Annotated in this window: 23 protein-coding genes and 2 pseudogenes; 9 read left to right on the top strand and 16 right to left on the bottom strand. The window is 70.6% G+C overall.

Annotation, left to right across the window (positions count from 1 at the left end):
• Positions 1-12: 12 nt before the first annotated feature.
• A complete protein-coding gene (gene hppD, locus ACFWXC_RS37950; RefSeq protein WP_384486113.1) occupies positions 13-1089 on the bottom strand; it encodes a 4-hydroxyphenylpyruvate dioxygenase in 1077 nt (358 codons plus the stop codon).
• Positions 1090-1312: 223 nt separating this feature from the next.
• On the opposite strand from hppD, the gene ACFWXC_RS37945 reads away from it, so the two are divergent.
• Positions 1313-2476: a sulfotransferase domain-containing protein gene (locus tag ACFWXC_RS37945; protein WP_384486111.1), complete on the top strand. Its 1164-nt coding sequence runs from the start codon at positions 1313-1315 to the stop codon at positions 2474-2476.
• A gap of 7 nt (positions 2477-2483) precedes the next feature.
• On the opposite strand, the gene ACFWXC_RS37940 is transcribed toward ACFWXC_RS37945, so the two are convergent.
• From ACFWXC_RS37940 to ACFWXC_RS37920, 5 genes are all read right to left on the bottom strand, one after another.
• Complete coding sequence (locus ACFWXC_RS37940; RefSeq protein WP_384486109.1) at positions 2484-3863, bottom strand: sulfotransferase; 1380 nt, start codon at positions 3861-3863, stop codon at positions 2484-2486.
• Entirely contained in the window at positions 3860-5182 is a 1323-nt protein-coding gene (dpgC, locus tag ACFWXC_RS37935) for a (3,5-dihydroxyphenyl)acetyl-CoA 1,2-dioxygenase DpgC (RefSeq protein WP_384486137.1), read from the bottom strand. Before dpgC ends, ACFWXC_RS37940 begins: the two co-directional genes overlap by 4 nt.
• A gap of 53 nt (positions 5183-5235) precedes the next feature.
• Entirely contained in the window at positions 5236-5880 is a 645-nt protein-coding gene (gene dpgB / locus ACFWXC_RS37930; RefSeq protein WP_384486107.1) for an enoyl-CoA-hydratase DpgB, read from the bottom strand.
• Between the two features lie 5 nt (positions 5881-5885).
• Positions 5886-7025: a 3,5-dihydroxyphenylacetyl-CoA synthase DpgA gene (gene dpgA / locus ACFWXC_RS37925; protein WP_384486105.1), complete on the bottom strand. Its 1140-nt coding sequence runs from the start codon at positions 7023-7025 to the stop codon at positions 5886-5888.
• A 127-nt stretch (positions 7026-7152) separates the two neighbouring features.
• Entirely contained in the window at positions 7153-8241 is a 1089-nt protein-coding gene (locus ACFWXC_RS37920) for an alpha-hydroxy acid oxidase (protein WP_384486103.1), read from the bottom strand.
• Positions 8242-9039: 798 nt separating this feature from the next.
• On the opposite strand from ACFWXC_RS37920, the gene ACFWXC_RS37915 reads away from it, so the two are divergent.
• Genes ACFWXC_RS37915 through ACFWXC_RS37905 form a run of 3 tightly spaced genes read left to right on the top strand, consistent with a single transcriptional unit; the run spans position 9040 to position 13338 of the window.
• Positions 9040-11304: an MMPL family transporter gene (locus ACFWXC_RS37915; RefSeq protein ID WP_384486101.1), complete on the top strand. Its 2265-nt coding sequence runs from the start codon at positions 9040-9042 to the stop codon at positions 11302-11304.
• 7 nt (positions 11305-11311) lie between these two features.
• Positions 11312-12661, top strand: coding sequence for a sensor histidine kinase (locus ACFWXC_RS37910; RefSeq protein ID WP_384486099.1), 1350 nt, complete (start codon positions 11312-11314; stop codon positions 12659-12661).
• Positions 12658-13338 (top strand): response regulator, encoded by a 681-nt coding sequence (locus tag ACFWXC_RS37905; protein ID WP_384486097.1) that lies wholly within the window; start codon positions 12658-12660, stop codon positions 13336-13338. Before ACFWXC_RS37910 ends, ACFWXC_RS37905 begins: the two co-directional genes overlap by 4 nt.
• A 56-nt stretch (positions 13339-13394) precedes the next feature.
• Here ACFWXC_RS37905 and ACFWXC_RS37900 read toward each other — a convergent pair whose 3' ends face one another.
• Both ACFWXC_RS37900 and ACFWXC_RS37895 read right to left on the bottom strand, forming a co-directional pair.
• Positions 13395-14675 carry an NtaA/DmoA family FMN-dependent monooxygenase gene (locus tag ACFWXC_RS37900; RefSeq protein ID WP_384486095.1) on the bottom strand — a complete coding sequence of 427 codons (1281 nt, stop codon included), beginning with the start codon at positions 14673-14675 and terminating at the stop codon, positions 13395-13397.
• Between the two features lie 195 nt (positions 14676-14870).
• Positions 14871-15938 carry an LLM class flavin-dependent oxidoreductase gene (locus ACFWXC_RS37895; protein WP_384486093.1) on the bottom strand — a complete coding sequence of 356 codons (1068 nt, stop codon included), beginning with the start codon at positions 15936-15938 and terminating at the stop codon, positions 14871-14873.
• Positions 15939-16330: 392 nt separating this feature from the next.
• Here ACFWXC_RS37895 and ACFWXC_RS37890 point away from each other — a divergent pair, with 392 nt between their 5' ends.
• On the top strand, positions 16331-17362 hold the full coding sequence (locus ACFWXC_RS37890; RefSeq protein ID WP_384486091.1) for an aldo/keto reductase: 1032 nt from the start codon (positions 16331-16333) through the stop codon (positions 17360-17362).
• 183 nt (positions 17363-17545) lie between these two features.
• Here ACFWXC_RS37890 and ACFWXC_RS37885 read toward each other — a convergent pair whose 3' ends face one another.
• The 4 genes from ACFWXC_RS37885 to ACFWXC_RS37870 form a co-directional block, all read right to left on the bottom strand.
• Complete coding sequence (locus ACFWXC_RS37885) at positions 17546-17722, bottom strand: hypothetical protein (RefSeq protein WP_384486089.1); 177 nt, start codon at positions 17720-17722, stop codon at positions 17546-17548.
• Between the two features lie 104 nt (positions 17723-17826).
• The gene (locus ACFWXC_RS37880; RefSeq protein WP_384486135.1) at positions 17827-18075 is read right to left on the bottom strand and encodes a winged helix-turn-helix transcriptional regulator; all 249 of its coding nucleotides are present in this window, start codon (positions 18073-18075) and stop codon (positions 17827-17829) included.
• Between the two features lie 103 nt (positions 18076-18178).
• Positions 18179-18352 carry a hypothetical protein gene (locus ACFWXC_RS37875; protein ID WP_384486087.1) on the bottom strand — a complete coding sequence of 58 codons (174 nt, stop codon included), beginning with the start codon at positions 18350-18352 and terminating at the stop codon, positions 18179-18181.
• Positions 18353-18505: 153 nt separating this feature from the next.
• Positions 18506-19450: an NADP-dependent oxidoreductase gene (locus tag ACFWXC_RS37870; protein ID WP_384486085.1), complete on the bottom strand. Its 945-nt coding sequence runs from the start codon at positions 19448-19450 to the stop codon at positions 18506-18508.
• A gap of 312 nt (positions 19451-19762) precedes the next feature.
• On the opposite strand from ACFWXC_RS37870, the gene ACFWXC_RS37865 reads away from it, so the two are divergent.
• The gene (locus ACFWXC_RS37865) at positions 19763-20266 is read left to right on the top strand and encodes a MarR family winged helix-turn-helix transcriptional regulator (protein ID WP_384486083.1); all 504 of its coding nucleotides are present in this window, start codon (positions 19763-19765) and stop codon (positions 20264-20266) included.
• Between the two features lie 521 nt (positions 20267-20787).
• Here the strand turns inward: ACFWXC_RS37865 and ACFWXC_RS37860 are convergent.
• Positions 20788-20931 (bottom strand): alpha/beta fold hydrolase, encoded by a 144-nt coding sequence (locus ACFWXC_RS37860; RefSeq protein WP_384486133.1) that lies wholly within the window; start codon positions 20929-20931, stop codon positions 20788-20790.
• 116 nt (positions 20932-21047) lie between these two features.
• Positions 21048-21785, bottom strand: a complete 738-nt coding sequence (locus tag ACFWXC_RS37855; protein ID WP_384486081.1) for an alpha/beta fold hydrolase — start codon at positions 21783-21785, stop codon at positions 21048-21050.
• A gap of 195 nt (positions 21786-21980) precedes the next feature.
• Between ACFWXC_RS37855 and ACFWXC_RS37850 the strand changes: the two genes are divergently transcribed.
• From ACFWXC_RS37850 to ACFWXC_RS37840, 3 genes and pseudogenes are all read left to right on the top strand, one after another.
• The gene (locus ACFWXC_RS37850; protein ID WP_384486079.1) at positions 21981-22619 is read left to right on the top strand and encodes a CGNR zinc finger domain-containing protein; all 639 of its coding nucleotides are present in this window, start codon (positions 21981-21983) and stop codon (positions 22617-22619) included.
• Between the two features lie 157 nt (positions 22620-22776).
• A pseudogene (locus ACFWXC_RS37845) lies at positions 22777-22980 on the top strand (DUF4158 domain-containing protein); the annotation flags it as partial.
• A gap of 33 nt (positions 22981-23013) precedes the next feature.
• Positions 23014-23429 (top strand): annotated as a pseudogene (locus ACFWXC_RS37840) (Tn3 family transposase); the annotation flags it as partial.
• A 283-nt stretch (positions 23430-23712) separates the two neighbouring features.
• Here the strand turns inward: ACFWXC_RS37840 and ACFWXC_RS37835 are convergent.
• Complete coding sequence (locus ACFWXC_RS37835) at positions 23713-24588, bottom strand: alpha/beta fold hydrolase (protein WP_384486077.1); 876 nt, start codon at positions 24586-24588, stop codon at positions 23713-23715.
• An 18-nt stretch (positions 24589-24606) separates the two neighbouring features.
• On the bottom strand, positions 24607-25329 hold the full coding sequence (locus ACFWXC_RS37830; protein WP_384486075.1) for an alpha/beta fold hydrolase: 723 nt from the start codon (positions 25327-25329) through the stop codon (positions 24607-24609).
• Positions 25330-25368: the final 39 nt, after the last annotated feature.

Below are 25368 nucleotides of genomic sequence, written 5' to 3'. Positions count from 1 at the left end.
TAGCTCAGTAGCTCAGTAGCCGAGTTCCTGACCGGCGGCGTGCTGCCGGTCGACTGCCTCGTAGAGGGCCTTGATGTTGTTGCTGCCGAAGGTACGTCCGCCGCGCCGGTCGATGAGCTCGTAGAAGAGCGTCTGCCGCGGGTGCCGTGACTGGGTGAAGATCTGCATCATCAGGCCCCAGTGGTCACGGTCGGCGAGGATGCTGAGCTCGCGCAGTTCGTCCACCGGCAGCGCGAGCGTGCCGAGTCGCTCGCTCAGTACGTCGTAGTAGCTGGACGGAGTCGACAGGAACTGGACACCGCGTTCCGAGAGTTCACGCACGGCGGCCGTGATGTCCTCGGTCAGGAACGCCACGTGCTGCACACCGGGACCGCCGTGGGTCCGGACGAACTCGTCGATCTGCCCCGGCTTCTTCGTTATATCCGGTTCAAGGATGGTCAGAGTCAGTCCACCGGACTCGTTCTGGACGACCTTGGAGTCCATTGCCTGGTCTCCGACGATGATTCGCTCCTCGAATATCTGCGTGAAGCCGAATATCGACCGGTAATCGCTCACCGTGCGGTCGAGTTCGCCGGAGGGGACGCAGACGGCGATGTGGTCGATACGGCTCAGCAGCCCCGGCGTGGTGTCCTGCGAGGGGTCCTCGACGATGAGGCCGGGCGCGAACGGACCGCCGGCGTCGTCACGCGCCACGAAACGCTGCGCGACGTCACCGAACCCGCTCACCGAGGCGAACGTGACGCGCGCCCCCTCCTCACCCAGTTCGACGGGGGGTTCCACGGCCACGGCACCGCGGGCCACCGCCTCGGTGAACGCCGCGTGGGCGTCGCCGGTCGCGACGGCGATGACGGCGACGCCGTCACCGTGCCGCCCGACGTACTCCGCGACCGGATGGTCCTCGCCGAGTGCCGAGGTCAGCAGGAGGCTGATCCCACGCTGGCGCAGCAGCACCGAGTGGCACCCGGCCAGGCCGGTGTCCGGTCCACCGCGACCCGATATCCGGAATCCGAACGCATCGCACAGGAATTCCGCCGCGTTCTCCGCGTCGGCCACATAGCACTCAAGATGATCGATCGCACCAATGTCCATGGGATTCCCCCGGTATCAGAAATCGCATCCACGCGATGGCTGCATTTGATGCAGTGATGTGTCGCACGCTACCTCACGATCGCGGCGAAGGGGAACGAAGACCGGCGTGCACGAAACGGCCTGACTTTTCCCGGTGTTGATATCCGACCGTGCCGTTCGGTACGTCCCGGCATTGACGGCAATGGATGACGGTCAATAACCTACGGCTGTGTTTCCTGTTGCCATGAGCGATGAGCAGCTCCTCTCCGTGCTCCGGGAAGCGAGCGATCTGCAAGCCGACCTCGACGCCCACCTCTCAGCGGCGGCGTTCGACGACCTTCCACCGCAGGGGCAGTTCGTCCTGGGCGCCATGGCGTTTCGCGGCGGGGCGGCGACCGGTGATCTCAAACGCGTGCTGGGGATCACCGGCCAGCAGGCCGGCGAGATCGTCGACGCCCTGGTCAGACATGGCTACCTGGACCTGCGGGTCGATCCGGCGGACCGCCGCCGGATACAGGTGACGCTGACCGATCGCGGCCGTGCCGTCGCCCTCTCGCTGTGGGACTTCCTCCGGACCGCGCGGTGGCGTCTGTTCCCTTTCAGACCCGGTGACATCGTCATCAGCACACCGGCCAAGAGCGGCACCACGTGGATGCAGATGATCTGCGCACTGCTGATCCTGCGGACCACGGACCTCCCGGCGCCGATGCCTCAACTGTCCCCGTGGCTGGACGACATGGTGTGCCCGCGCGACGAGGTGTTCGCCGCTCTGGCCGGTCAGTCGCACCGGAGACTGATCAAGACCCACACGCCGCTGAGCGACATCGTCATGGCGCCCCAGGTCACCCACATCGTCGTCGGCAGGCACCCGCTGGACACGGCGGTCTCGCTGTACCACCAGAGCCGCAATGTCGACTCGCCCGGCCGTGCGACGGCGCCCGCGGGGCCGCGGCCCGAGCCGGATCCGGTGTCGGCGCAGAAGTGGCTGGCCCACTGGATCGAGGACGACTCGCCGCGCGAGGGGCAGCCGTCCTCGATGCAGGGCATGATGTGGCACTTCTCGGACGCCTGGTCCCGCCGTGCGGACGCCGAGGTCCTCCTCTTCCACTACGCGGACCTCTCGGCGGACCTGCCGGGCGAGATGACGCGCCTGGGGCGGTACCTCGGTGTCGGCACGGCGGGCGGCGACTGGGCGGATCTGGTGGCGGCCGCCTCGTTCGAGCAGATGCGGGCCGCCGCGAACCGGATCCAGCCCCTGGGGCCGGCGAGGAACAACACGGCCTTCTTCCGGCGGGGCGGGTCAGGATCCGGCGCGGCTCTGCTGTCCGACGGTGAACTGTCCAGGTACCACGCCCGTGCGGCCGCCCTGGCCCCTCCCGACCTGCTGGCCTGGCTTCACCGCGGCTGAGCGGGGATCACGGCCAGTCGGCGAGGTCCCGCGGGTAGCCCATGTCGGCGGCCATCGACATCACGTCCTCGCTGTGCAGCACGGGACGCAGCACCTCGTAGTTGCGGTGCCACTTCGCCCGCTTCGGCAGCGTGATCGAGTTCATGGGCGCCATGCCCCGCACGGCCGGCTCCAGGAAGTGTTTACGGTCCGTGCCGAGCCAGTCCGCCAGGAGGTCGATCGCCCGGGTCCGCTCCGATTCGGTACCGATCAGGTCTTCGTAGGCGAGCCGGATCACGTCGATGTCCTTGTTCCGGTCGAGATATTCGAAGATCGCCGTGTGCGAGGCACACCACTGTCTGGCGCAGACCTCCTCGAGCGGGGAGCGGACGAGGTCCTGCCAGCCCGGCGGGAAGTCGAGTTTCCACCAGTCACGGCTCCACGGGCGGCCCGGCTCGGTGTAACCGGCGATGTCCAGCGGTGTGCTCACCTTGGCGTTGAAGAACCAGGGCGACAGCCATGCCTCGCGGTAACTGCTGATCGCGGCACCCGGGTTGCGGGTGAGATGAACAACGCGGATGCGGGCCTCGGGGAAGAGCGCTCGCAGGGCCTCCATCTTGTAGACGTTGACGGGTGTCTTGGTGATGACCGTCCTGCTCTCCACGTCCTGCCGTGTCGCGTGCTGCCACGGTCTCGGGACGGCCAGGGGCGCGAACTCGATGACCGTGTCGCCGTGCGGTCCGTGCGGCCGTGGCAGGTCCGGGAGGATTGTTCCGATCTCGGCCGGCGACACGTCCGCGTAGTAGGGGTTCACCTCCTTGTAGCGATTCGCCAGCATCCTCAGCAGGGCCAGGCCGACCGCCCGCGCCGGATCACCGCCCCGGCCCGGGCCGTCGACCGCCAGCTCGCCGAGGGCCTCCGCCAGCATGTCCTCGACCTCCACCAGGGTGAGCGGCTGCATGGGCCACTGCACGATCCAGCGCCAGAGGACGTCCTGGGCGTAGCGCGACCAGTCGACGCTGTTCCAGTCGTGTACCGGGTTGCCTACGTCGCTTCCCAACTCCTTTTCGAGGAACGCGATGTCCCCGGTGAGGCCGGTGATCCGCTCGGATTCCGCCCCGTTGTCAGGGTAGGTCCACCCGGCGAGGCGCAGGATGGGCTGCATCTCGGCCTGGAAGTGCAGGAGGTCCGGAGCACCGCGGAGGAGCTCGGTCAGCAGCGTGGTTCCGCCTCGGAACGGGGAGGCGATGACCACCAGGTCCCTCACCGCGGTCCGGAAGTCGTCGACAGGGGCCCGGACCGTGCGCAGTTCGTCGAGTCTGCGCCGGGCGACGGCGATGACGGGATCGTGCGAGCCGTCTCCGACGTCGGTTCCCGCGTCCGTGGGGTCGGCCTGACGGCTCCTCATCGCGTACCTCCAGGTTTTCGCGTGGTGTCGGATGACCGTTCGGGCGTCCCGACCGGCTGTGTTCGCAAGGGGCTCGCAGAGGGGGACGCGGATGACGCGCCGCTGAACCGGGCGGCCTTGTCGCTCACGTCCTCGGCGTGCACCCGCAGTGCCTGTTGCAGAGCGAACTCGGCGACATAGACGCGGAACGCCTCAAGGGGTTCTTCCGCGAGGTTCAGCATTCTGCGGTTCGGCACCACCGCCGGGGCGCGCAGCGCGTCGGCCGCCCGGTCGACGGCCGCGTCGATCTCGTGGGGCTCCACCACCTCGTCGATCAGCAGACGCGCGTCCGGCTCCGACGCCCGGATCCGCCGGCCGCCGAGGATGACCTGGCGGGCCAGACGTGCCCCGGCGACCCGGCCGAGCCTCAGGTTGGACACCCCCGGGATGATCCCCTCCTGAGCGGCGGGCAGGCTGACATAGGCGTCCGCACCGGCGATCACATGGTCGAACGCCGGCAGCAGCTGGCAGCCGCCACCGATGGCGAACGTGTCGACGGCGGCGATCCACGGCTTCTCGACCGTGGCCGAGCGCCAGGCGTCGTCCCGGTCGACGAGCACCCCTCTGACGAGCTTGCTGATGTATCCGAGTTCACGCCGCAGCAGGAAGTCGACGAGAGAGATCTCCCCGGCGTGCAGAGCCTTGAGGTTGATGCCGGAGCTGAAGACGCGCCTGCCCCGGTGGCGGGGGTGGGTCATCGTCCCGCCGCGCACCACGGCGACCTGCACGGCGGGATCGAGCAGGGCCAGGTCGACCGCGGTCTCCATGTCGTCGACCTGGAGGTTGTCCTCGGCGTTCAGGCAGTCGTCCCGGCACATGGTCAGGTGGGCCACGCCGTCGCGGCGCTCCAGCCCTACCGACGTGGTCTGCACGAGTCCGGTCCTGCGGAACGCCGGCAGCAGCCGCAGCGCGCGTTCGGTCGGCTGGAGCATGGACATCAGCAGGTGCCCGCCGGCGACCGGAGAGCGCAGCACACCCCGCAGGAAGATGCCCTGGTCGATCTCCCGGTCGGCTCTGTCGGCCCGTAGCTCGGCGGGGTACGCGGGCGGCACCAGCGCGGGGAAGGTGTCGGCCGCCGCGGCCACCAGTTCCGCGAGCCTGGGGCGTGTGGACCGCCCGTCGGTGAGCCGGTCGTAGATCTCGTCGGCGTGCCGGTCCATGAACGCGACCCGCAGTCGTCTGACCCGGTCCGCCGTCGTGGCGTCCGCGGTCCGCTGCCGCGGGGCCCACTCCGTGTCCGAGGCGTTGAACTCCCCGGCGCAGGCGACCGCGTCGGCGATCCGGTCCAGGTCGCGGCGCAGGTCCGTGCCCTGCCCCGCGGATGCCTCCGCCGTCACCGGCCCGCTCCCGAGGTGGTCTGGCGGAGCATCCGGTCACATGCCGCCAGGTGGGCGCCGAGGGCCTCTTCGAAGCTGGTGGTAGCCGCGTCGCGCATGAGCTGCCGTCTGATCGCCAGCTCGCGGCCGGAGCGGAGTCCGGCCGCGGCGGCCGCCTCGGCCAGCGCGGCGGGAGCCACGGCGGCGATCTCGTCGAGCAGGCCCAGCTCCATGGCCTTCGCCGCCGTCAGCGGGTGCCCGAACAGGACCGTCCGCCGGATCGGTGCGATGCCGGCCTGCTGGACGAGCCGGTACAGCGCCATGCCGGGCCAGGCGTCGGCCTCGCTCGGGGAGACCTCCAGCCGTGTGTCGGGGGTCGCGATGCGGTAGTCCGTGGCGAGGAGTGCATCGAGCGCGAGTCCGCCGACCGCGCCGGAGGCGACCGAGACCGTCGTCGCGGGCAGCCGTTCGAGCCGTCGCAGCGCCCGTTCCCACTTGCTGACCTGGGCGACATCGGCGTAGGTGCCCGGGCCGTCCGGGACGCCGGTGACCGACACGGCGAGGAAACCCACGCGTTCCGCCTCGGCGCAGGCCGCTTCGACCGCGCGGACCAGGGCGGGTGTCAGGTGCCCGGATCCGTCGATCTCCAGGCCGAAGCTCACGCCGCTCACCACTGGACCAGCGCCGTTTCCAAAGTGGACCCGGGTCCCATGGTCATGAGCACCCCGTAGTCGCCGGGGCGGGTCACCCGCTCGTTCAGCAGGCGTTCGTAGGAGAAGAGGAACGATCCACTGGAGACGTTGCCGTAGTCGCGCAGGACCCCGGTGGTGTGCCGTACGTCATGGCGGCTCAAGCCGAGGTTGACGACGACCGCGTCGATGACCTTCTTGCCACCCGAGTGCACCAGCCAGTGGCTGATGTCACCGCGGAGCAGGCCGGTCCCCGCCAGCAGCCGGTCGACGACGATCTCGGCATGGGCACCGACGACGTAGGGGATCTGCGGATCGAGATAGAAGCTGAACCTGTTGAGGTCCCGGTCCCAGTCGTAGCGCATGGCGTCCACAGCCTCCGGGATGATGCAGCTGGCGAACCGTAGGATGCGGGGGCCGTCGTCGCCGAGGGCGCCCGGGGTGGTGCGGGACGCGTTGCCGTCGGCGACCACGGCCACCGCGGCGGCGCCGTCGCCGAAGAGGCTGTTGACCACTGCGGTCCGCATGCTGGTGTCCATGGCGTAGGCGGCCGAGCAGGCTTCGGAGCACAACACGACACCCAGCTCGCCGGGATTGGCCACCGACCAGCCGGCTACCAGGTTCAGGGCGTTCAGGCCCGCGTTGCAGCCCATGCCGACGATGTCGGACCGGCTGCAGTGTCGGTCGATCCCCAGCTCACGGATGATCAGAGCGCTCAGGCCCGGGGTGAGAAATCCCGTCGAGGTGACACAGCAGAGGTGACGGAGGTCGGACAGACCGGCGCCGGCCCGTTTCAGACACTCCTCCAGTGCGCGGATGCCCGACTCCACGGCGTGCTTCTTGTGTTTGTCGAGCAGGTCTCCCTGCGGTTCGCCGACGGGACGGCCGTCGGCGCCGATGGGCGGCAGCACCAGGTGCCGTCGCTCGATGGAACTGTTGAGGAACACTCCCCGCGCCTTGGGATCGGTGACGCCGAAGACGTCCAGCACCTCCTGCTGCGAGTACGAGAGCGGCGGAACCGCCGTACCCACGCCGACGATTCTCGCCCGGACTGTCGGGACGGCCTCCGCTCGGACCGGTGCCGGCAGCACCTCTCGCCGCACACTGTCGATGGTCATCGGAAGGTCCACCCCCACATACGATTCTTGCTTCGGATGATCCGTTTGACGTTCCACGTGAGCCTCATGCGTCTCCCCTTTCCGCTCCAGTGGTGAGAGTTCGGTTCTCCGCTTCGGTGGGGCACGTTCAGTCGGTGTGCCCGATGGCCTCGGGCGAGGTCACTCGGGGGCGTGCGGGACGTACCAGTTCGGGCGGCACCGCGGCCGCGGAGGCGATGCCGGTGAGGGTCATCGCGTCAACGAGTTCTTCGATGAGCAGGTCGAGCACCCGCGCGACTCCGTCCTCGCCGTCCACCGCAAGTCCGTGCAGCACGGGGCGGCCGAGAAGGACGGCGTCCGCGCCCGTCGCCCGGGCTGCCAGTACGTCGGCTCCCCGGCGCACACCGCCGTCGAGCAGGACCGTGCACGCGCCTGCCACCGCGGCGACGACCTCGGGCAGCGCCTCCAAGGACGCCGGTGCGCCGTCGAGTTGGCGTCCTCCGTGGTTGGAGACGATGATTCCGTCCACCCCGGCGGAGACCGCGCGCTCCGAGTCCGCCGCGGTGAGGATCCCCTTCAACACGATGGGCAGCCGGGTGATCGAGCGCAGCCACGGCACGACGTCCCAGTTCAGCGCCGGGTCGAACTGGGCCAGGGCGTGACCGGCCGGGTTGTCGAAACCGTCCCCGTGCAGGTTGGCAGGCCCGACATCCGGTGGCAACCGGAACCCGTTGCGCAGGTCACGCAGCCGCCTGCCCAGGTGAGGGGTGTCGACGGTGAGGACGATCGCCTCGAACCGGGCACGTTCGGCGCGCTCCACGAGCTGCCGGGTCGTGGCACGGTCCCGCAGGCAGTAGATCTGCAGCCAGAGCGGTGCCGTGGCCACCGCCGCGAGGCTCTCGATGCTGTGGCCGGCGAACATGCTGACGACGACCGGGACACCGCGCGGCCCCGCCGCCCGCACGGTGGCCAGCTCGCCCTCCGGATGTGCCAGGGTCTGGTAGCCGGTCGGGGCGACGGCCAGGGGAACGGACCAGGTACGGCCGAGGATCTTGGTCCGGAGTTCCGGCCCGGTGACGCCGGTCAGCACCGAGGGACGCAGCCGTATCCGGTCGAAAGCGGCCGTGTTGGCCCGCAGCGTGCGCTCCTCGCCGGCGCCGCCTTCGAAGAAGTCCCATACAGGCTGGTCCAGTCGTTCCCGTGCCAGCCGCGCGTAGTCGCCGAGCGAAAGCCGCATAGCCCCTCCCCAGGCACGGACGCTGTCGGGACATCTTCAAGCGCCGATGACCTGCGCAGCAAGGGAGTTCATTGAACGATTTCCTGTGCGCACAAACGGAAAACAAACTACGGATTCCTGGTTGCACGGGCGGCGGCCACCCGGATCGGCGACCGGACAAGCGAGCCGCGATTCGCCGGCAATTTCCGGTGCAAGGACCGCTGGAAAGGCGGGGGAGACGCACAATGGGGGAAGTCATGCCGTCAGTCGACCGTCCAGAAGGTGCTCACCGACGTCTGCAAGCATGTCGGGGTCGAGTGCGCTCGCGTGCGGCTGGGCTTCGGCCACGACATCCTGCGCCTCATCGCGGAGAACGGCCCGCCCGCGGTGGTGTCCCCGGTTGCCCGCGGCCTCGACGGTGGCGGTACCGGGTGCGGTCCGATCGGTGGACACCGTCCGCAAGCCATACGACATCCTGTGCCACTGTCCGATCTGCCAGTGCATCCGTCCCGGACCGGACGCGGGCCGAACGGCGCCCCCGCGGGACCACTTCCGGCGGGCGTGTCCCCCTGCGCGGAGACCACGGCCACCCCAGCATGCTGTGCCGGGCGCCCGGTGGCCGGGCTCCGGCCTGCCCGGAGTGTCCCCCCCGGACGGTCTGTAGTGCGCAGGCACCAGGACACGTGAGTGGCTGGTCCCGTCGCACCAGGGGAGGACGGCGGCTGGGGACGATGCCCGGCAGGGCGCCGGAGGGGAGCGTGGGAGGCGCGTGAATCTCACGCGTTTTCCTTGCCTCGCGGTGTCTGGAGTGATCGACAAGTGGCGACATTTCTTTACCGGGTCGGACGGTGGGCCTTCCGGCGACGCCGGCTCGTGGGTGGTCTGTGGCTGGGTGTCCTGGTAGTGGCCGTCGGCGCCGCCGCCCTGGCGCCAGGCGGAGAGGAGGAGGACCTCGCCATGCCCGGCACGGAGTCGCAGAAGGCGTTCGACCTGCTCGACGAGCGCTTCCCCCAGAGCAACTCCCAGGGTGCCGAGGCCCGCTTGGTGTTCCGGGCCCCGGACGGGCAGCGGGTGACGGCCAGGGAGAACAAGGCGGCCGTCGAGGACACGCTCGGCTCGCTGGACGGGGGCGATCAGGTCGCGTCGACCACTGACCCCTACGAGACCGGCGCCGTCAGCGAGGACGGCACCATCGCCTACTCCACGATCACCTACACCGCGGACGCCGTCGACCTGACCGGGCCGACGAAGAGCGCCCTTGAAGATGCCGCGAGCCGGGCCCGGGACGCGGGGTTGACCGTGGAGATCGGCGGCTCGGCGCTGGACACGGAGGAGGAGCCGGGCGGTACGACGGAGCTCATCGGCGTCGCGGTGGCGGCGGTGGTACTGGTCCTCGCCCTCGGCTCACTGGTGGCGGCCGGACTGTCGCTGCTGACCGCCCTCGTGGGCGTGGCCACCGCCTTCGGCCTGGTCTCCGCGCTGGCCGTTCCGCTGGGGCTGACGTCCACCGTCGCCATCCTGTCGCTGATGCTGGGGCTTGCGGTCGGCATCGACTACGCGCTCTTCATCACCTCCCGCTTCCGCGACGAGCGTGCCCGGGGCAGTGAGCCGGAGGAGGCCGCCGGCCGGGCGGTGGGCACGGCCGGATCCGCCGTCGTCTTCGCCGGCGCGACCGTCTTCATCGCCCTGGTCGGGCTGCAGGTCGTCGGAATCCCCGAACTCGCCAAGATGGGCATGGGCGGCGCGGGCGCCGTGGCCCTTGCCGTACTCGTCGCACTGACCCTGGTCCCCGCGCTGTTCGGCTTCTTCGGCCGGCGGATACTGTCCCGCGCCGTCCGCAAGGCCACCCGGCCGGGAGGCGAGCGCCCTCGTCCGGTGCCCACCGCGGCCGGCCGGCCCGGACTCGGTGCCCGCTGGGCGCGGTTCGTGCTGCGCCGGCCCGTGGCGGTGCTGTTGATCGCCGGGCTCGGTCTCGGGGTCGTCGCCCTACCGGCCCTGAGCCTGGAACTCGGGCTGCCCGGAGACGAGTCCAAGTCGGTGGAGACCACTCAGCGCCGCGCCTACGACCTGCTGTCAGAAGGCTTCGGCCCCGGCTTCAACGGCCCGTTGACCGTGGTCGTGGACACGTCGGAGTCCGGAGACACCCGCGCCACCACGGACCTGGTCGTCAAGACCGTACGGGCGGTGGACGGGGTCGCGTCGGTCGGGGACCCGGTTCTCAGCCGGGCCGAGGACACGGCCGTCCTCACCGCCGTCCCGCGGTCCGCGCCGAACAGCGGCGAGACCAAGGACCTGGTGCACGCGATCCGGGGTGCGGTCTCCGGTGTCGAGGCCGAGACGGGCGCCGTCGTCCTGGTGACCGGCACCACCGCGATGAACATCGACATCTCCGAAGCCATGTCGGACGCCCTCGTCCCGTATCTGAGCGTGGTCATCGGCCTGGCGGTCATCCTGCTGACGGTGGTCTTCCGCTCGCTCCTGGTCCCGGTCAAGGCCGCGCTGGGCTTTCTGCTGTCGGTGGGTTCCGCTTTCGGCGTTCTCGTCGCAGTCTTCCAGTGGGGCTGGGCGGCAGACCTGCTCGGCATCGAGCAGACCGGGCCGGTCATGTCGCTGATGCCGATTCTCATCATCGGCATAGTGTTCGGCCTCGCCATGGACTACGAGGTCTTCCTCCTCACCCGGATGCGAGAGGCGTACGTCCACGGCGCGTCCCCCGGCGAGGCGATCGTCAGCGGTTTCCGGCACAGCGGACGTGTGGTGGCCGCGGCGGCGATCATCATGATCAGCGTGTTCGCCGGATTCGTCGGGATGAGCAGCCCGACCATCCAGACGATGGGCGTCGGTCTGGCCGCCGCCGTCGCCTTCGACGCCTTCGTGGTCCGGATGGCGATCGCACCCGCGGTCCTGGCACTGCTCGGCCACCGGGCCTGGTGGCTGCCCCGTATCCTCGACCGTGTGCTGCCGAAGGTGGATATCGAGGGCGAGGAACTGAGCGGGCACGTCCCGGCTTCCGCGACCGTGCCGGACGCGACCGTCCCGGACGCGGCGGTGCCGCGGCTCCCCGTCGGCCGGCACCGGCACTGAGCCGGCCATGACGAACCCGGGGGGCGGTGGCCCGCGACCACGCGGCACGTGGTGGCGGGAGACGGCGATCACGGCGACGGCGTTCGCGCTCTGTCTGCTCGGTGGCGCGGTGCAGGACGACGGCAGCAGGCTGGCACCGCCGACCGCCGCCGCCTACTTCATCGCCGTGGTGTCCTGTGCCGTGCTGCCGGTGCGGCACCGGGCTCCCCTGGCCGCCATGGCGGTCACGACCGCGGGCGGGGTGCTGGGGCCGCCCTTGGGCCTCCTGCTGAGCCCGCTCGTCGTGGCCCCCGCCGTGATCACCGCCTACTCGTACTCGCTCGCCGCGCGCACCGAACGGCGTGCGGCGGGCGCCGTGTTGCTCATCTCCGCGGCGCTGCTGGTCGCCTCCGCCCCCTTGTTCGGAGCCCTCTCGTGGCAGGACGCGAGCAGGGTGGCGGCGGTGGCGGCGTTCCCTCTGGTGGCCGGGGTGCTCGGTCACTCGGTGCAGAACCGACGGGCCTACCTGGCGGCCGTGGAGGAGCGGGCCCGGCGGGCCGAGGAGAGCCGGGACAGCGAGGCGCGCCGGAGAGTGGCCGAGGAACGCGTACGCATAGCCCGTGAACTGCACGACCTCGTGGCCCATCAGATCACCCTGGCCAACGCGCAGGCCATGGTCGCCGCCCACCTCTTCGATGCCCGTCCGGAGCAGACCCGCAAGAGCCTGAAGGAACTCGTCGAGACCACCGGCCACGCACTCGACGAACTGCGGGCCACGGTCGGTCTGCTGCGTCAGTCCGGGGACACGGCCCAGCCGGTCGAGCCGGCGCCCGGCCTTTCCCGGCTGCCCACGCTCCTCGAGTCGTTCCGCCGCGCGGGTCTGGAAGTGTCGGTGCACCAGGAGGGCACGGCCAGGCCGCTGCCGCCGGGAGTGGACCTCACCGCCTACCGCATCGTCCAGGAGGCCCTGACCAACGTGACCAAGCACGCCGGTACGGGTAGCGCCCGGGTGGGCCTCGCCTGGAACCGCGATCGCGTGACCCTCACCGTGGCCGACGACGGAGGGGCCGCCCGTGCGGCGCCGACCGCGTCCACGGGGCCGGCCGTATCCACGGGGCCGGCCGTATCCACGGGGCCGGACCGTCCGCCCGGTTACGGGCTGATCGGGATGCGTGAACGTGCCACCGCGGTCGGGGGACACCTCTCCGCGGGCATGCGCCCGGAGGGCGGCTTCCTGGTCTCCGCCCAGCTGCCCCTCCCGCCCGCCAGGGACACGGCGCGGAGGCCTGACGGAGCAACAACGATCGGAGCGCGGATGACTGACGGAACGACAGTCGGCGGACGGGCGGACGACGCAGCGGCCGGGGGCGCGGCGTGACGCTCCGGGTGCTGCTCGCGGACGATCAGGCCCTGCTGCGCGGCGCCTTCCGGCTGCTTCTCGACAGCGCCGACGACATCACCGTGGTCGGCGAGGCCGGCGACGGCAGGGAGGCGGTGCGGCTCACCCGGGAACTGCGCCCGGACGTGGTGGTCATGGACATCCGCATGCCCGAGGTGGACGGTCTCGCCGCCACGTCGGAGATCTGCGCGGATCCGGAACTGCGGGCCAGCCGCATCCTGATCCTCACCACGTACGAGACCGACGAGTACGTCGCCCAGGCGCTGCGCGCGGGGGCCGGCGGATTCATCGGCAAGGGCATCGGGGCCGAGGACCTGCTGGACGCCGTGCGTACGATCGCCGCCGGCGATACCCTTCTGTCCCCCGCCGCGACACGCTCCCTGGTCGCCCGTTTCCTGGCCACACCGGACGACGCCCCGACGCAGCACGCCGAACGGCTCGCCGTACTCACCCCGCGCGAACGCGAGATGGTGGCTCTGGTCGCGACCGGCCTGTCCAACCAGGAGATCGCCGAGCGGATGTTCCTCAGCCCCTTCACCGTCCGCGCCCACGTGCAGCGCGCCATGACGAAGCTGGAGGCCCGCGACCGGGCGCAACTCGTCGTCATCGCCTACCGGACGGGTCTGGCCCACTCCGCCCCGGACCGGCTGTCGTAGTCCGGTAGAAGGGCCGGAGCCCTTTGTCGGCTCCCCACGGCTGCCCGCGGCCCGGGTCAGCCCCGGACGGGTGCGGTGTCGCGGGCCGGCAGTTCGAGTCCGAGGTTCTCGCGGAGCGTGGTGCCGGTGTAGTCGGCGGCGACGATCTTTCGTCTGCGCAGCTCGTGCAGGAGGCCGTTGACGACGAAGTCGTACTGGTGCGGGTCCGCGAGTCCGCCCAGCGAGATCACGTCCAGGACGCCTGCGCGGAAGCGTTCCTCGACGGCGTCGGCGAGTTGCTCGGGTGTTCCCGCGGCGGCCCAGTGTCCGGTGTCCTGCGCCGCGATGACGAGCTCCCGCAGCGTGTAGCCCTGCCGCGCGTAGCCGGTGAAGATGTCGACCCGGCCACGGCGGCGGTTGACCGACGCCACGTCGGGCAGCAGGCTCTCCGGCAGCGTCGCGTCGAGCGGGAGCTCCGACAGGTCGACTCCGCCGCCGAGCATGTCGGCCAGCTGGGCACGGCCGCGTTCGAAGTCGATCGACTCCCGCTTCTCGCGTACGAGCCGCTTCGCCTCCGCCTCGGTGGCGCCGTACGTGGCGTGGAACGAGCTGAAGATCAGTGGCAGTCCGTCGGCCCGTCCCAGGCTCCGGGCCTGGTCGCGGATCTTCCGGGTGAAGTCCAGAGCGTGGTCGAGGGTCGGCAGCGACGTGAACACGATCTCCGCGTAGCGGGCGCCCAGCGCCGTCCCCGCCGCGGACTGCCCGGCCTGTATCTGCACCGGGCGCCGCTGCGGCAGCGGCGGGATGTTCAGCGGACCGGTCACGGTGAAGAACCGGCCGGAGTGCCGGACCGGGTGCACCCGGTCGCGCCGCAGCACCGCCTTCCCGTCCGCACCGGCCGTCAGCGCGCCGGGTTCCCAGCTGTCCCACAGCGCGTTGACCACGTCCAGCGTCTCCGCGGCGCGCGCGTAGCGCTCCTCCGGGCTGGGCAGTTCGCCGGCGCCGAAGTTCTCCTCACCGATCGAGGAGGTCACCAGGTTCCAGGCGGCGCGCCCGTTGCTGACGTGATCGAGGGTGCCGAAGAGCCGGGCCAGGTTGAACGGGTGGTGGAAGGTGCTCGACACCGTCGCGATCAGGCCGATCCGCTTGGTCACCTGGCTCAGCGCGGAGACGAAGACCAGCGGCTCCTGCGATCCGATCGCGCCCTGGGCGTCGAACCTGAGCAGGTCGGCGGTGAACAGCGCGTCGAACCTTGCCGCCTCGGCGAGCTTCGCCACCCGCACGGCGGTGTCCAGAGTGGATCGGGTCGGGTCGATCGCCAGGTCGTACGTCTCCGACGTGCCACCGGCTCCGGTCACGGTCTTCAGTGTTCTGGGCTGCTTTGCGCTCACTACGCGTCCGTTCTCATCGATGTCGGTGGCATCCGGGGGTGACGGCTTTCCCCGGTGCGGCGGCCTCTTCTGGTGATGCCGGGACGTACGGTCAGCCGGCCGGCTACCCGCGGCGGGCCCTGGAGGGAAACGAGCAGGCGAAGGCGACGCACCACCGTGTGGTCACCTCAGCCGGGGCAGCAGTTGGTCACCGATGCGGCTGATCTCCTGCTGGTAGGGGGTGTCGGAGAGGACGAAGTGGGTGATGCCGAGCTTGCGGTAGTTGTCCAGCGCCGTGGCCACGTCGGCGGCGGAGCCGACCAGCCAGGTGGTCCCCGCTCCCCCGCCGCCGAACCTGCCGGGCGTGGTGTACAGGCAGGTGTCGAGCACCTCGCCCCGCGCGGCGAGGTCGAAGAGCCGCCGCTGTCCGACAGCGGTCCTGCGGTCCCCCGCCCAGGTCAGCTCCTTCCCCTCGTCCGCCGCCATCCTCGCGACCCGCTCCTCCGCCGCGCGCCACGCCTCCTCCGTGGTGTCGCGCACCAGCGTGGTGATCCGCAGCCCGAACTCCAGCGGCTTGTGCCTGCGGCCCACCTGCTCGCTCAACGCCTTGAGCCGGTCGATCCGTCCGGCGAGTCCGTCGAGCGGTTCGCCCCAGAAGAGCTGGACGTCCGCCTCCGCCGCCGACACCCGCTCGGCGGCCTCGGACGCACCGCCGAAGTAGAGCGTCGGATGCGCTCTCGTACCGGTCACGTACGGGCGTGGGGCCGCCGTGGACCGGCCGACCTGGAAGTGTTCGCCGTCGAACGTCACGTCCTCCTCGGTCCACAGGCGTCGTACGAGATGGAGGAACTCCCGGGTGCGGTCGTAGCGTTGTGCGGGATCGCTGCGGGTGTCCCCGTACGCGGCGAGGTTGTCCAGTCCGCTGACGATGTTGACCAGGACCCGGCCGCGGCTGAGCTGGTCGAGGGTCGCCGCCGCACTGGCGAAGTGAGCCGGCTGCCAGTAGCCGGGGCGGATCGCGATCAAGGGCTTGAAGGTGGTGGTCCGGGCGGCCAGCGCGGTGGCGACGGTGAAGGTGTCCGGGCGGCCCCATCCCGTTCCCAGGAGTGCGCCGCCCCACCCGTGTTCCTCGGCCGCACGGGCGAGTCCGGTGGAGTACTCGACGGAGCCCCAGCCGGTCGTCGTGTCGTCACCGCGATGTCCCGGCTCGACGGTGTTGGGGATGTACCAGAGGAATTCCGGGCTCATCATGCTTCCGATCACTGTGCGGGGTGGCGGCTGTCAGAAGGCAGGCAGGGGCACGCCGTCTCAGGCACTGTGCACGGATCGGCGTCGAGCACCCGGGGCAGCGGGACTCACGTCCTCGCGGGTCGGAGCGGACGCGGCAGCACGCGACAGTGGACTGGCGAAGGGGACCAGAGGGTCAACACTGGGCGCTGGACACCCGTACGAGGTCGACGCATCGCTCGCTGGTGAGCATCAGGACCTCGGGCATGCGATCGAGTCTCCGAGTGATCGATCGGAATGTCAATGCGCCGATCCGCCGCCGCACGGCCGGTGCGGAGCCGAAGGCCGCCGGCCGTTTCCTGCCTGATTGGATGTGCCCTGCCCCCCGATCCCTCGCCTGGACGGACCTTCCCCGCATGGCATTTGGCGCCCCCTCCCATCGAGCGGCCGACGACCGCTACGAAAAGCTCGGCAGCTACCGCAGGGCCGGCGACTCCGGCCTCGAACTCCCCGCCTTCTCGTTCGGCCTCTGGCAGAAGTTCGGGACGGACCGCTCCTACGCGACCCAGCGCGAGATAGTGCTGCACGCCTTCGACCTCGGCATCACCCACTTCGACAACGCCAACCGCTACGGTCCGCCGCCGCGCGCCGCCGAGAAGTTCTTCGGCACGGTGCTCCGAAAGGACCTCGCGCCCTACCGGGACGAACTCGTCCTGTCGACCAAGGCCGGCAACCCACTCGGTCCGAGTCCCTACCTCAGGGGCGGTTCCCGCAAGTCGCTCCTGGCCTCGCTCGACCACAGCCTGCGCGATCTCGGCACCGACTACGTCGACATCTTCTACAGCCACAGCCCCGACCTCGACACCCCGCTGGAGGAGACCGTCGGCGCCCTGGCGAGTGCGGTCCGGTCCGGAAAGGCGCTCTACGCAGGCATCTCCAACTACACCGCCGAACGGGCCCACGAGGCGGCGGAGTTGCTCCGCCGGGCCGGGGTCCCGCTGCTGGTCCATCAGCCCCGTTACTCGATCTTCGACCGTCGCCCGGAACTCGACGGCCTGCTCGAACTCGCCGCCGAGGACGGCTTCGGCCTCGTGGTCTACAGTCCGCTCGCCCAGGGCCTGCTGACCGACAAGTACCTCGACGGGACGATCCCCCCGGGCGCCCGCGCCCGTGACAGCGCCTTCCTGTCGCCCGAGGCCATCGACGACACCTACCGCGAACGCGCGACGGCGCTCGACGAGATCGCCCGGCGACGGGGTCAGTCACTGGCGCAGCTCGCGTTGCAGTGGGTTCTGCGACAACCCCAGGTGACCAGCGCGCTCATCGGCGCGAGCTCCACGTGGCAGCTGGACCACAACCTCAAGGCGCTGGACTTCCCACCGCTGACGGACGAGGAACTCACGCTGATCGACCAGTACGGCGTCCACGGAACCGGCGCCCGCCGCTGACCGCCACGGCGGCCTTCACGGTCACCCGGACCACCCGGCAGGTGGGACCCGGGGGACGTCGGCACCGCCAACAGACCGGACCCACGGCGCAGTTTATGCGGCCGGACCTGGCGCGGGAGGCCGACGTCACCGACGCCGAGGGCCTGGCGCGGCAGTTGCACCTTCTGTACGACGGCGCCGGGGTCAGTACTGGCCGAGCCCGGTAATCCGCTTGGCGATCTCATTGTTCTGCTCGGCCATCCGGCGGAGCCCGGCCCGCACGGTCGTCTCAGTGACGGAGGCGGTCACAGGGGCGCGGACGAGGAAGTACCCGTACTCCCAGTCGATGCGCCCTCCTGCGCCGGCCTTGCCGATGCGCACCGCAAGCTGGGCTACGCCGTCGTCGCCACCCCACGCACCATCGCCCACTCCGACGACGCGGGCATCTGCGCCGCCAAGCCGTTCACCGACTGCACCCTCGACGACTACGCCGCCGTGACCGGTGCGCTCAGGTCGACGTCATCGAGCGGCGCCTCCCTCCCTTCGTCGTCGACGAAGGCGACCCGCAGGGCGCGGCCGCTCGTCCTGCTGCTCCGGCGCACCAGCGGACCGTCGGGGTGCGGACGGTGCTGGTCGCCCCACTGCTGCAGGGCACCGACGACCACCATGAGCTCACGCCCGGCGGGGGTCAGGTGATACGCCATCCGCCGAGGAGTTCGGGACGGCGCTGGCAGCCTTCTTCCGCACCTCCGGCCGCCCGGAGAACGCCCACCGCGTCAAGCGGCTCTTCGACGGCGGCCTCCAGCGGCCGGAGGGCGTCGAGCACGACCTCGGCCGTCAGGTGGCCGTCTCCTCCTGACGGAGCTCACCCAGCACGGCCGAGCCCGACGTCGCCCCGGCCTTGACGTACCAGCGCATCTTGATCTGCGCGCCGTCGCCGGCGGTCGCATGGTGCTCGCCGGTCTTGACGTCGGCCGGGATGGATCGGCTGGGCCGTTCCCGCGTCGCCAAGGACCGGCTCCCACATGGCGCGGGGCGCCGCGATATCGCCCACGGCCGGTGGTATCGCGTCCGCCATCGCACCGGCGGTCGGGGCCGGCGCGATGGCGATTTCGGGATCCAGACTGAGTGCCGTGGTCTCTTCCTCTCGGTGGAGGATCGGCGTCATTCCGCGGACGGGACGACGATGACCTTGCCGTGCACCGCGCCCTCGGCGGCTCGCGCGTGCAGCGCCGACAGCTCGGCCAGCGGCACCCGCTCGGCGACGTCGACGCGCAGCTCGCCGCGGTCGATCGACGCCACCAGCTGCGCCAGCTGCTCGGCGTCGCTGCGGACGAACAGGTCGATGCCCCGCACGCCGCGCTCCTCGTCGCTGGGGGCGGGCATCCACACCGTGGTGTTCACGACGACCCCGCCGGGACGGACCAGGGTGACCAACGTGGCCAGCTCGGCGGGGTCGACCGGTGCGAGGTTGAGTGCGATGTCGACCGGTTCGGTCACTGCCGTGGTCACGCTGGTGGTGGTGTGGTCGATGACTTCGTCGGCGCCGGCGGACCTGACCGCCTCGCTGCTGCGGTGGCTGGCTGTGGCGATGACGTGGGCACCGGCGTTCTTGGCCAGCTGCACGGCGTAGCCGCCGACCGCACCGCCGGCGCCGTTGACCAGCACGCGTTGCCCGGCCGTCAGCTTGCCGTGGTCGAACAGCGCCTGGTACGCGGTCAGGCCCACCACCGGCAGCGCGGCGGCGTCGGTCAAGGGGACGCTCTTGGGCGCCGGGGTCAGGACCTCGGCCGGCGCGAGAACGTACTCCGCGGCGGCTCCATTGCCGTCCATCGGCAGGAAGCCGACGACATCGTCACCGACCTCGAGGCCGTTCACGCCCTCACCGAGCGCTTCGACCGTGCCGGCGACGTCGAGACCGGGGGTGTGGGGCAGCACCACCGGGATGGGGCCGCGCATGAAGCCGCCACGGATGTTGCCGTCCACGGAGTTGAACGACGTCCCGGCGACGCGGATCCGGACCTCACCGACCCCGGGGACGGGCTGCTCCACGTCCTCGAAGCGCAGGACGTCGGGGTCGCCGTACTCGTGGAAACGCACTGCCTTCATCAGAGTCTCGCTTTCACTTCAAGGTGATTGCTTCGAACTCGAAGCAACTAGGAGCACACTACTGCTGCTTCGAATTCGAAGCAAGCGGCGTCCGTCACCGCCGGTCCGCCCTCATCGGCGCGACGAGCTCGGCGGCGGCTTGGTCAATGCGTGCGGCGCCGTCCTCCTGACCGCACCCCTGCGCCACACCACTGCCCGGCCTCCACGTTCTGCGGTGCTCAGTCGGGCCCAGGGCTGCCCACACCGTGCGTTTGCAGCGGCTCGAACGGCGGCAGACCACACTCTTCGAATTCGAAGCAGTAGACTTCGGTCATGCCTGATTCGCCGCCTTCGCTCGACCCCGTGCAGCTCGGCGCCTATTTCGACCTCATCGAGGTGACCAGCCTGCTGCGGCACGCGGTCGAACAGCAGCTGCGCGAGGCCGGCCATCTCAGCTACGTGCAGTTCCAGCTGCTGGCCCGGCTCGGCGACTCGCCGACGGGCAGTCACCGCATGACCGACCTGGCGGACGGGGTCGTCTACAGCCGCAGCGGCCTGACCTACCAGGCTGCTTCGCTCGAGAAGGCGGGCCTGGTCGTGCGCGCCCCTTCTCCGGACGACGAGCGGAGCATCACGGTCACCATCACCGATGCCGGGCGCGCGCTGCTCGCGCAGGTACTGCCCGGTCACATCGAGGTGGTCAGCGGGCTGCTGTTCGAGCCGCTCTCGCGCGACGACGTCAAAACCCTCGCCTCCCTGCTGGCGCCGGTGCGCGACCACATGCGCTCGACGCCGCCTCGCTCGGCCGGGCCTCGCCGCCGCAAAGGCGGAGCATAAGGACTGGACTCAGCCCACGCAGAAGGTAGCGCCGGCACGTCCCGCTCGACCTGGGGCCGGTTTCAAGCGGCGAGCTACGCCGAGGACAGGGACTGTGGCCGGCGTCCGGACGACGTCGAGTCGGCGCTGCGTACATGCGAGCACGCAAGCGCCGCCGAACGGTCTCTCCGGAGTCCGGATCGGGTGCGACGGGACTGGCAAGCCGGCCGGCCGAGGCACGAGCCGGTGCTGGTGGGCCGGGAGCCGGAGCGGGCGGGCCGGGAGCCGGAGCGGGCGGTGCTCGACCGGATGCTGTCGGGCCCGGCGGACGCTCCGCTCGTGGCCCAGCTCCACGGCCCCGGCGGCACCGGCAAGTGCTCGCTGGTGCGCCACGCCGCCCGGCAGGCGGAGCTCGTCGGCCGCCGCGCAGTGCACATGGACGCACGGTTCCTCGACGCCGATCCGAGGCGCCTCGAAGAAGCCGCCGCGTCCGCGTGTGCCGAACCCGGTGCGGTGCCGCTCATCGACACCTTCGAGCAGTGTCAGCCACTCGTGATGTCCGTAAGGGCTTCGAAGGTGCAGGTGAAGCTGTCACGGTGCGGCATGTCGGACTGCCCGAAACTGGGCAGATCGGGTGCGATGAGGTGGTAGCGGCCGGCCGGCTGCGGGACGAGGTCCCGGAGCAGGCGGCCGGAGCTGGGGAAACCGTGCAGCAGGAGCAGCTTCGGGGCATCCGAGGCCCCTGCCGCACGCTAGAGGACCTTCAGGCCGTTCGCATCGGTGGTTCGATGGGCAATCGCGGTCATGATGCCTCTCCTTCGGGCTGGTTCGAGACGGGCCGCTGCCGGGTTGCCGCCACGTCGCGCACGGCGTCGAGGATGATGTCCACGACGTCCCCGGGTGCGGTGACCTGCGGCGTGTGGTCGACCGGTCGGGTCCGGGCGCGGGCGCCCATCCGCTCGGCCATGAAGCGCTGAGTGTCCGGGGCGATCATTCGGTCTTCCTCGGCGATGAGGGACCAGCTCGGGCGGTCCTTCCACAAGGGCCGCTCCATCGGGGCGCCGATACCGGACACAGCGATGGGACGCTGCACGGCGGCCAGGACCGCCTGCTCCTCGGAAGAGGCGTTCTGCGCGAAGGCATTGCCGAAGTCCTCGTCGCGCAGCCAGACCAGCCCGTGGGAGTCGGGCTCGAGCTGCGGCCTCTTGGGATGCGGCTGACCTCGGTGGAACACGTCGCCGGCGGACTCCCCCTCGTCGGGCGCAAGTGCTGCGACGTAGACCAGCGAGGCGACCTTCGGGACGCGGGTCGCCGCGATGACCGCGCCGCCATATGCGTGGCCGACCAGGACGACGGGGCCCTCAAGCCGTTCCAGAACACGATCGAGCGCCGCAACGTCGTCGGCCAACGAGGTCAGCGGCAAGGGCGCGGCGGAGACGTTGCAGCCGTTGGCCCTGAGCGGGCCGATCACCTTCCTCCAGCTCGATCCGTCGGCCCAGGCGCCGTGCACGAGCACGACGTTGATGCGTGTGGCGGACATGCTTCGTTCCTCACCTGCCGGACGTGGGCCAGCTGCCTCTGACGACTCTGGCCACCACGTCGACCTAATGGATACGACAAGGCTATACACGTTAGCTCGCTGATGGCAACGCGTCGGTTATGCCCATTGGGGCATGCGGTTTCCGGGGCCCGTCCCGCAGCGAGACAGAGCGGGCTAATGGCTAACATGGGGTTCATGACGAACCGGCCCCGCCTTGAAGACATGCAGCGCGCCGACTTCCCGATGGGCGGCGAACCCCTGGCCGCCCTCGACCTTGCGGACACCCTGATGCTCGCCGCCCAACCACCCGTCGATCTGATGGACTCGCCGGCCGCCAGCGCGACCTGGTGGGCGTTGCAGGCATCGCGGCTCCCCGAGGGCCCCACCCCCAGCCTTGAGGCCACCCGAACGCTTCGGGCCGCGATCCGTGACGTATTCGACGCCCACCTGGCCGGCCGCCCCCCTCAGGACACCTCTGTCGAGGACATCAACGCGGCTGCTGCGACCGTGCCCACGAGCCCGCGCATGGTCAGGTCCCAGACCGGCACCACCATGCAGACCCGCTGGCACACAGAGCAGGGTGGCAACGCCGCCCTCGCCGCTGTTGCCCGCGAGACCATCGAACTGTTCGCCTCACCCGCGCGACTGGCCACCCTGCGTCGCTGCGCGAATCCGTCCTGCTCGATGCTGTTCCTCGCCGCGAACAAGCGGCGGACATGGTGCGCTGCCAACGTGTGCGGCAACCGGGTCAGAGTCGCCCGTCACTACGAGCGCACGCGCGGGGCCAACAGCAACCCGCAGATCACCACCGACGAGCGCCACACGCAGGGCTGAGCGACTCCAGCCATACCGCACGTTGCCGCGCCACCACGGTGGTGCCCCTTGGTAACGCGCTGAAATCTCCCGTGCGGTACTGAGACCTCCACTGAAATGAATCTTGCGGCACTCCGATTCGCGCTTTGACCTGGGCTGATCGTGCGGCACAGCCTTCGTGGGTCGATGTTGTCGATCTTCGGAGGACCTGGTGGCGGTCGACTTTCTGTCGGTTCAACAGGCAGCCCAGTACGCGGCGTTCAACGGAGCGCCGTCACGTGCGGAGCTGGAGAAAGTGCAGGCCAAACGGCGCTCGCACCACCGGCTCGGCTTCGCAGTCCAGCTGACGAGCGTGCGCTACCTGGGCCGGTTCATGCCGGACCCGCGGCAGGTGCCGGCGGAGGTCGCCGCGTACCTCGCCGCGCGGGTGCCGGCGAACTCGCAGATCGTGTTCGACGACGATGACCGTCTGCACGTCGCCACGCTGGAGCCGGAACCGGCCTCCCTGCGCCAGCTGCGGGAGCGGTGGATCGGCTACACCCCGGTCATCGGGGCCGCGAACGCCTCGTGATCGATTGCCAGGCGTCGATCCCGCTCGCGCAGGCGTGGGGCGGCGGTCTGGTCGCATCGGTGGACGGCATGCGGTTCGTCGTGCCCGTGCCGTCGGTGTACACCCGGCCGAACCCGAAGTACTTCGGGCGCCGGGGCGGCGCCACCCGGCTGAACGTGATCAACGACCAAGCGGCGGGGCTGGGCGGGTAGGTGGTGGCCGGTACCCCGCGCGACTCCCTGTACGTGCTGGACGTCCTCTACGACGCCGGGCCTCGGCCGCCCACGGCGGGCGGGGATCGTCACCGCCGTCACCGCCGACGACGAACGGCAGCGCCCGGCACACTCCCGTCACCGCGGCGAGGGCCGCCCAGGTCCCCGGGGGATCGCATCCGTGCTCGTACGCTCGTCGCCGCTGTCCGCATGGCATGTGCCTGCATGCGGACGGGCCGCGCCCCGGTGTCGACCGGTGCGCGGCCCGCTCGGCACCACCCTCGCGGGGCGGGCCGTCTGCTCCGTGGGGAAGCCCGGGAGGTGATCACACCGACCGGGCGTGGCGGACGGGTCAGCCGACGGAGTCGGCCGCCTCCGTGATGACGCGGGTGACCACGTCGGGGCGGGTGACCAGGGACAGGTGGCCCGCCTTCACCTCGGTGACGTGCGCGCCCGCGCGCCGGGCCATCGCCAGTTGCTCGGCCGGCACGATGACATGGTCGATGGTGCCCACCACGGCCCAGGACGGAAGGGACTTCCACGCCGGGGCGCCGGAGGGTTGCGAACCCGCGCTGACCGCGAAGGGGCGCTGGCCCGCCGCGAGGAGACGCGCCTGGGCGGTGGGCACACCGTTGGCGAAGCAGCCCTGGAAGCCCTGGTAGGCGCCGTTCGCGTCCCACTTGAGGTACGCGTCGGCGTCGCCGGACGGTCCGCCCGGGTAGGGAACCAGGTTCAGGAACGTCGACGGATCGGCCGTGACGCACGAACCGGGCTCGGCCGCGTTGATCTGGAAGACGGTCTCGCCCGCGGCGGGAATGTACGCGTCGTCGTAGACGAGCGCCTTCACGTTGTCGCTCTTCGTCGCCGCGTTGGTGATGACGAAGCCGCCGTAGGAGTGGCCGACCAGGACCACCGGGCCGGGGACGGTCGCCAGGAACGACGCCAGGGTCTGGGCGTCGGAGGCGACCCCGCGCAGCGGGTTCGGCGGGGCGTAGACGGTGTAACCGGCGCGCTGGAGACGGCCCATGACCGCGTTCCAGCTGGAGGCGTCGGCCCACGCGCCGTGCACCAGCACGATCGTCGGCTTCTTGCCGGTGTCCGTCGCGGCGGCGGCCGGCGCCGCGGTCACCTGCGAGGTCGAGGCGAACAAGGCGGCGGCTGCTGCGAGCATGCAGGACGCGGCGAGCACGCGCCCGCGTCTCGTTCTCGGTCGGGACAGCTGTCTCATGTGTTTCTCCTTCGCCGGTCAGGCGGTGACGCTGCGGACGGCCTCGCGGATCAGGTCCGCGACCTTCTTGGGGTGCGCGAGCATGACCAGGTGGGACGAGTCGACCTCGACCGTGGTCATGCCGGCGCGCTCATAGCCGTAGCGCTCGACGTCGGGGTTGATGGTGTGGTCCGAGGACGACACCAGGCCCCAGGACGGCTTGGTCTTCCAGGCCGCGACCGGGGCCGCCTCGGCGAAGGCCGCGCCGGCCAGCGGGCGCTGGGAGACGGCGAGCACCTGAGCGAGGTCCGGGTCCACGTCCGCGGCGAAGATCGCGGGGAACCTGTCGATCTCGACGGTCACGTCGGTGCCGGGCTCGTCCGAGCCCTCGACCGGGAACGGCGTGTACACCAGGGCCGAGGCGAGCTCGGAGTCCGGGAACCGGCCCTGCAGTTCGCCGAGGCTCTCGCCCTCCTCCAGGGCGTAACCGGCCAGGTAGACCAGGGCCTGCACGTTGTCCTCGGCGCCCGCGACGGTGATGACGGCACCGCCGTAGGAGTGGCCCACCAGGACGACGGGACCGGGTATGGCGCGGACGACCGAGGCGATGTAGGCGGCGTCGCCGGTGAGGCTGCGGTTGGGCACGGCCGGGGCGAGCACCTTCAGGCCGTCGGCCAGCAGTTCGGGGATGACCCGGGCGAAGCTGGACGCGTCGGCGAAGGCACCGTGCACGAGGACGACGGTGGGTGTGGAGTCGGTCATGAGATTTCCTTGTCGGCTCTGCGAGGTCTGAGGCGGGCG

It is taken from the genome of Streptomyces sp. NPDC058683, assembly GCF_042716195.1.
Taxonomy (GTDB): Bacteria; Actinomycetota; Actinomycetes; order Streptomycetales; family Streptomycetaceae; genus Streptomyces.
The sequence above is the reverse complement of the archived record's forward strand: the minus strand, read 5'-3'. Positions and strand labels throughout refer to the sequence as shown.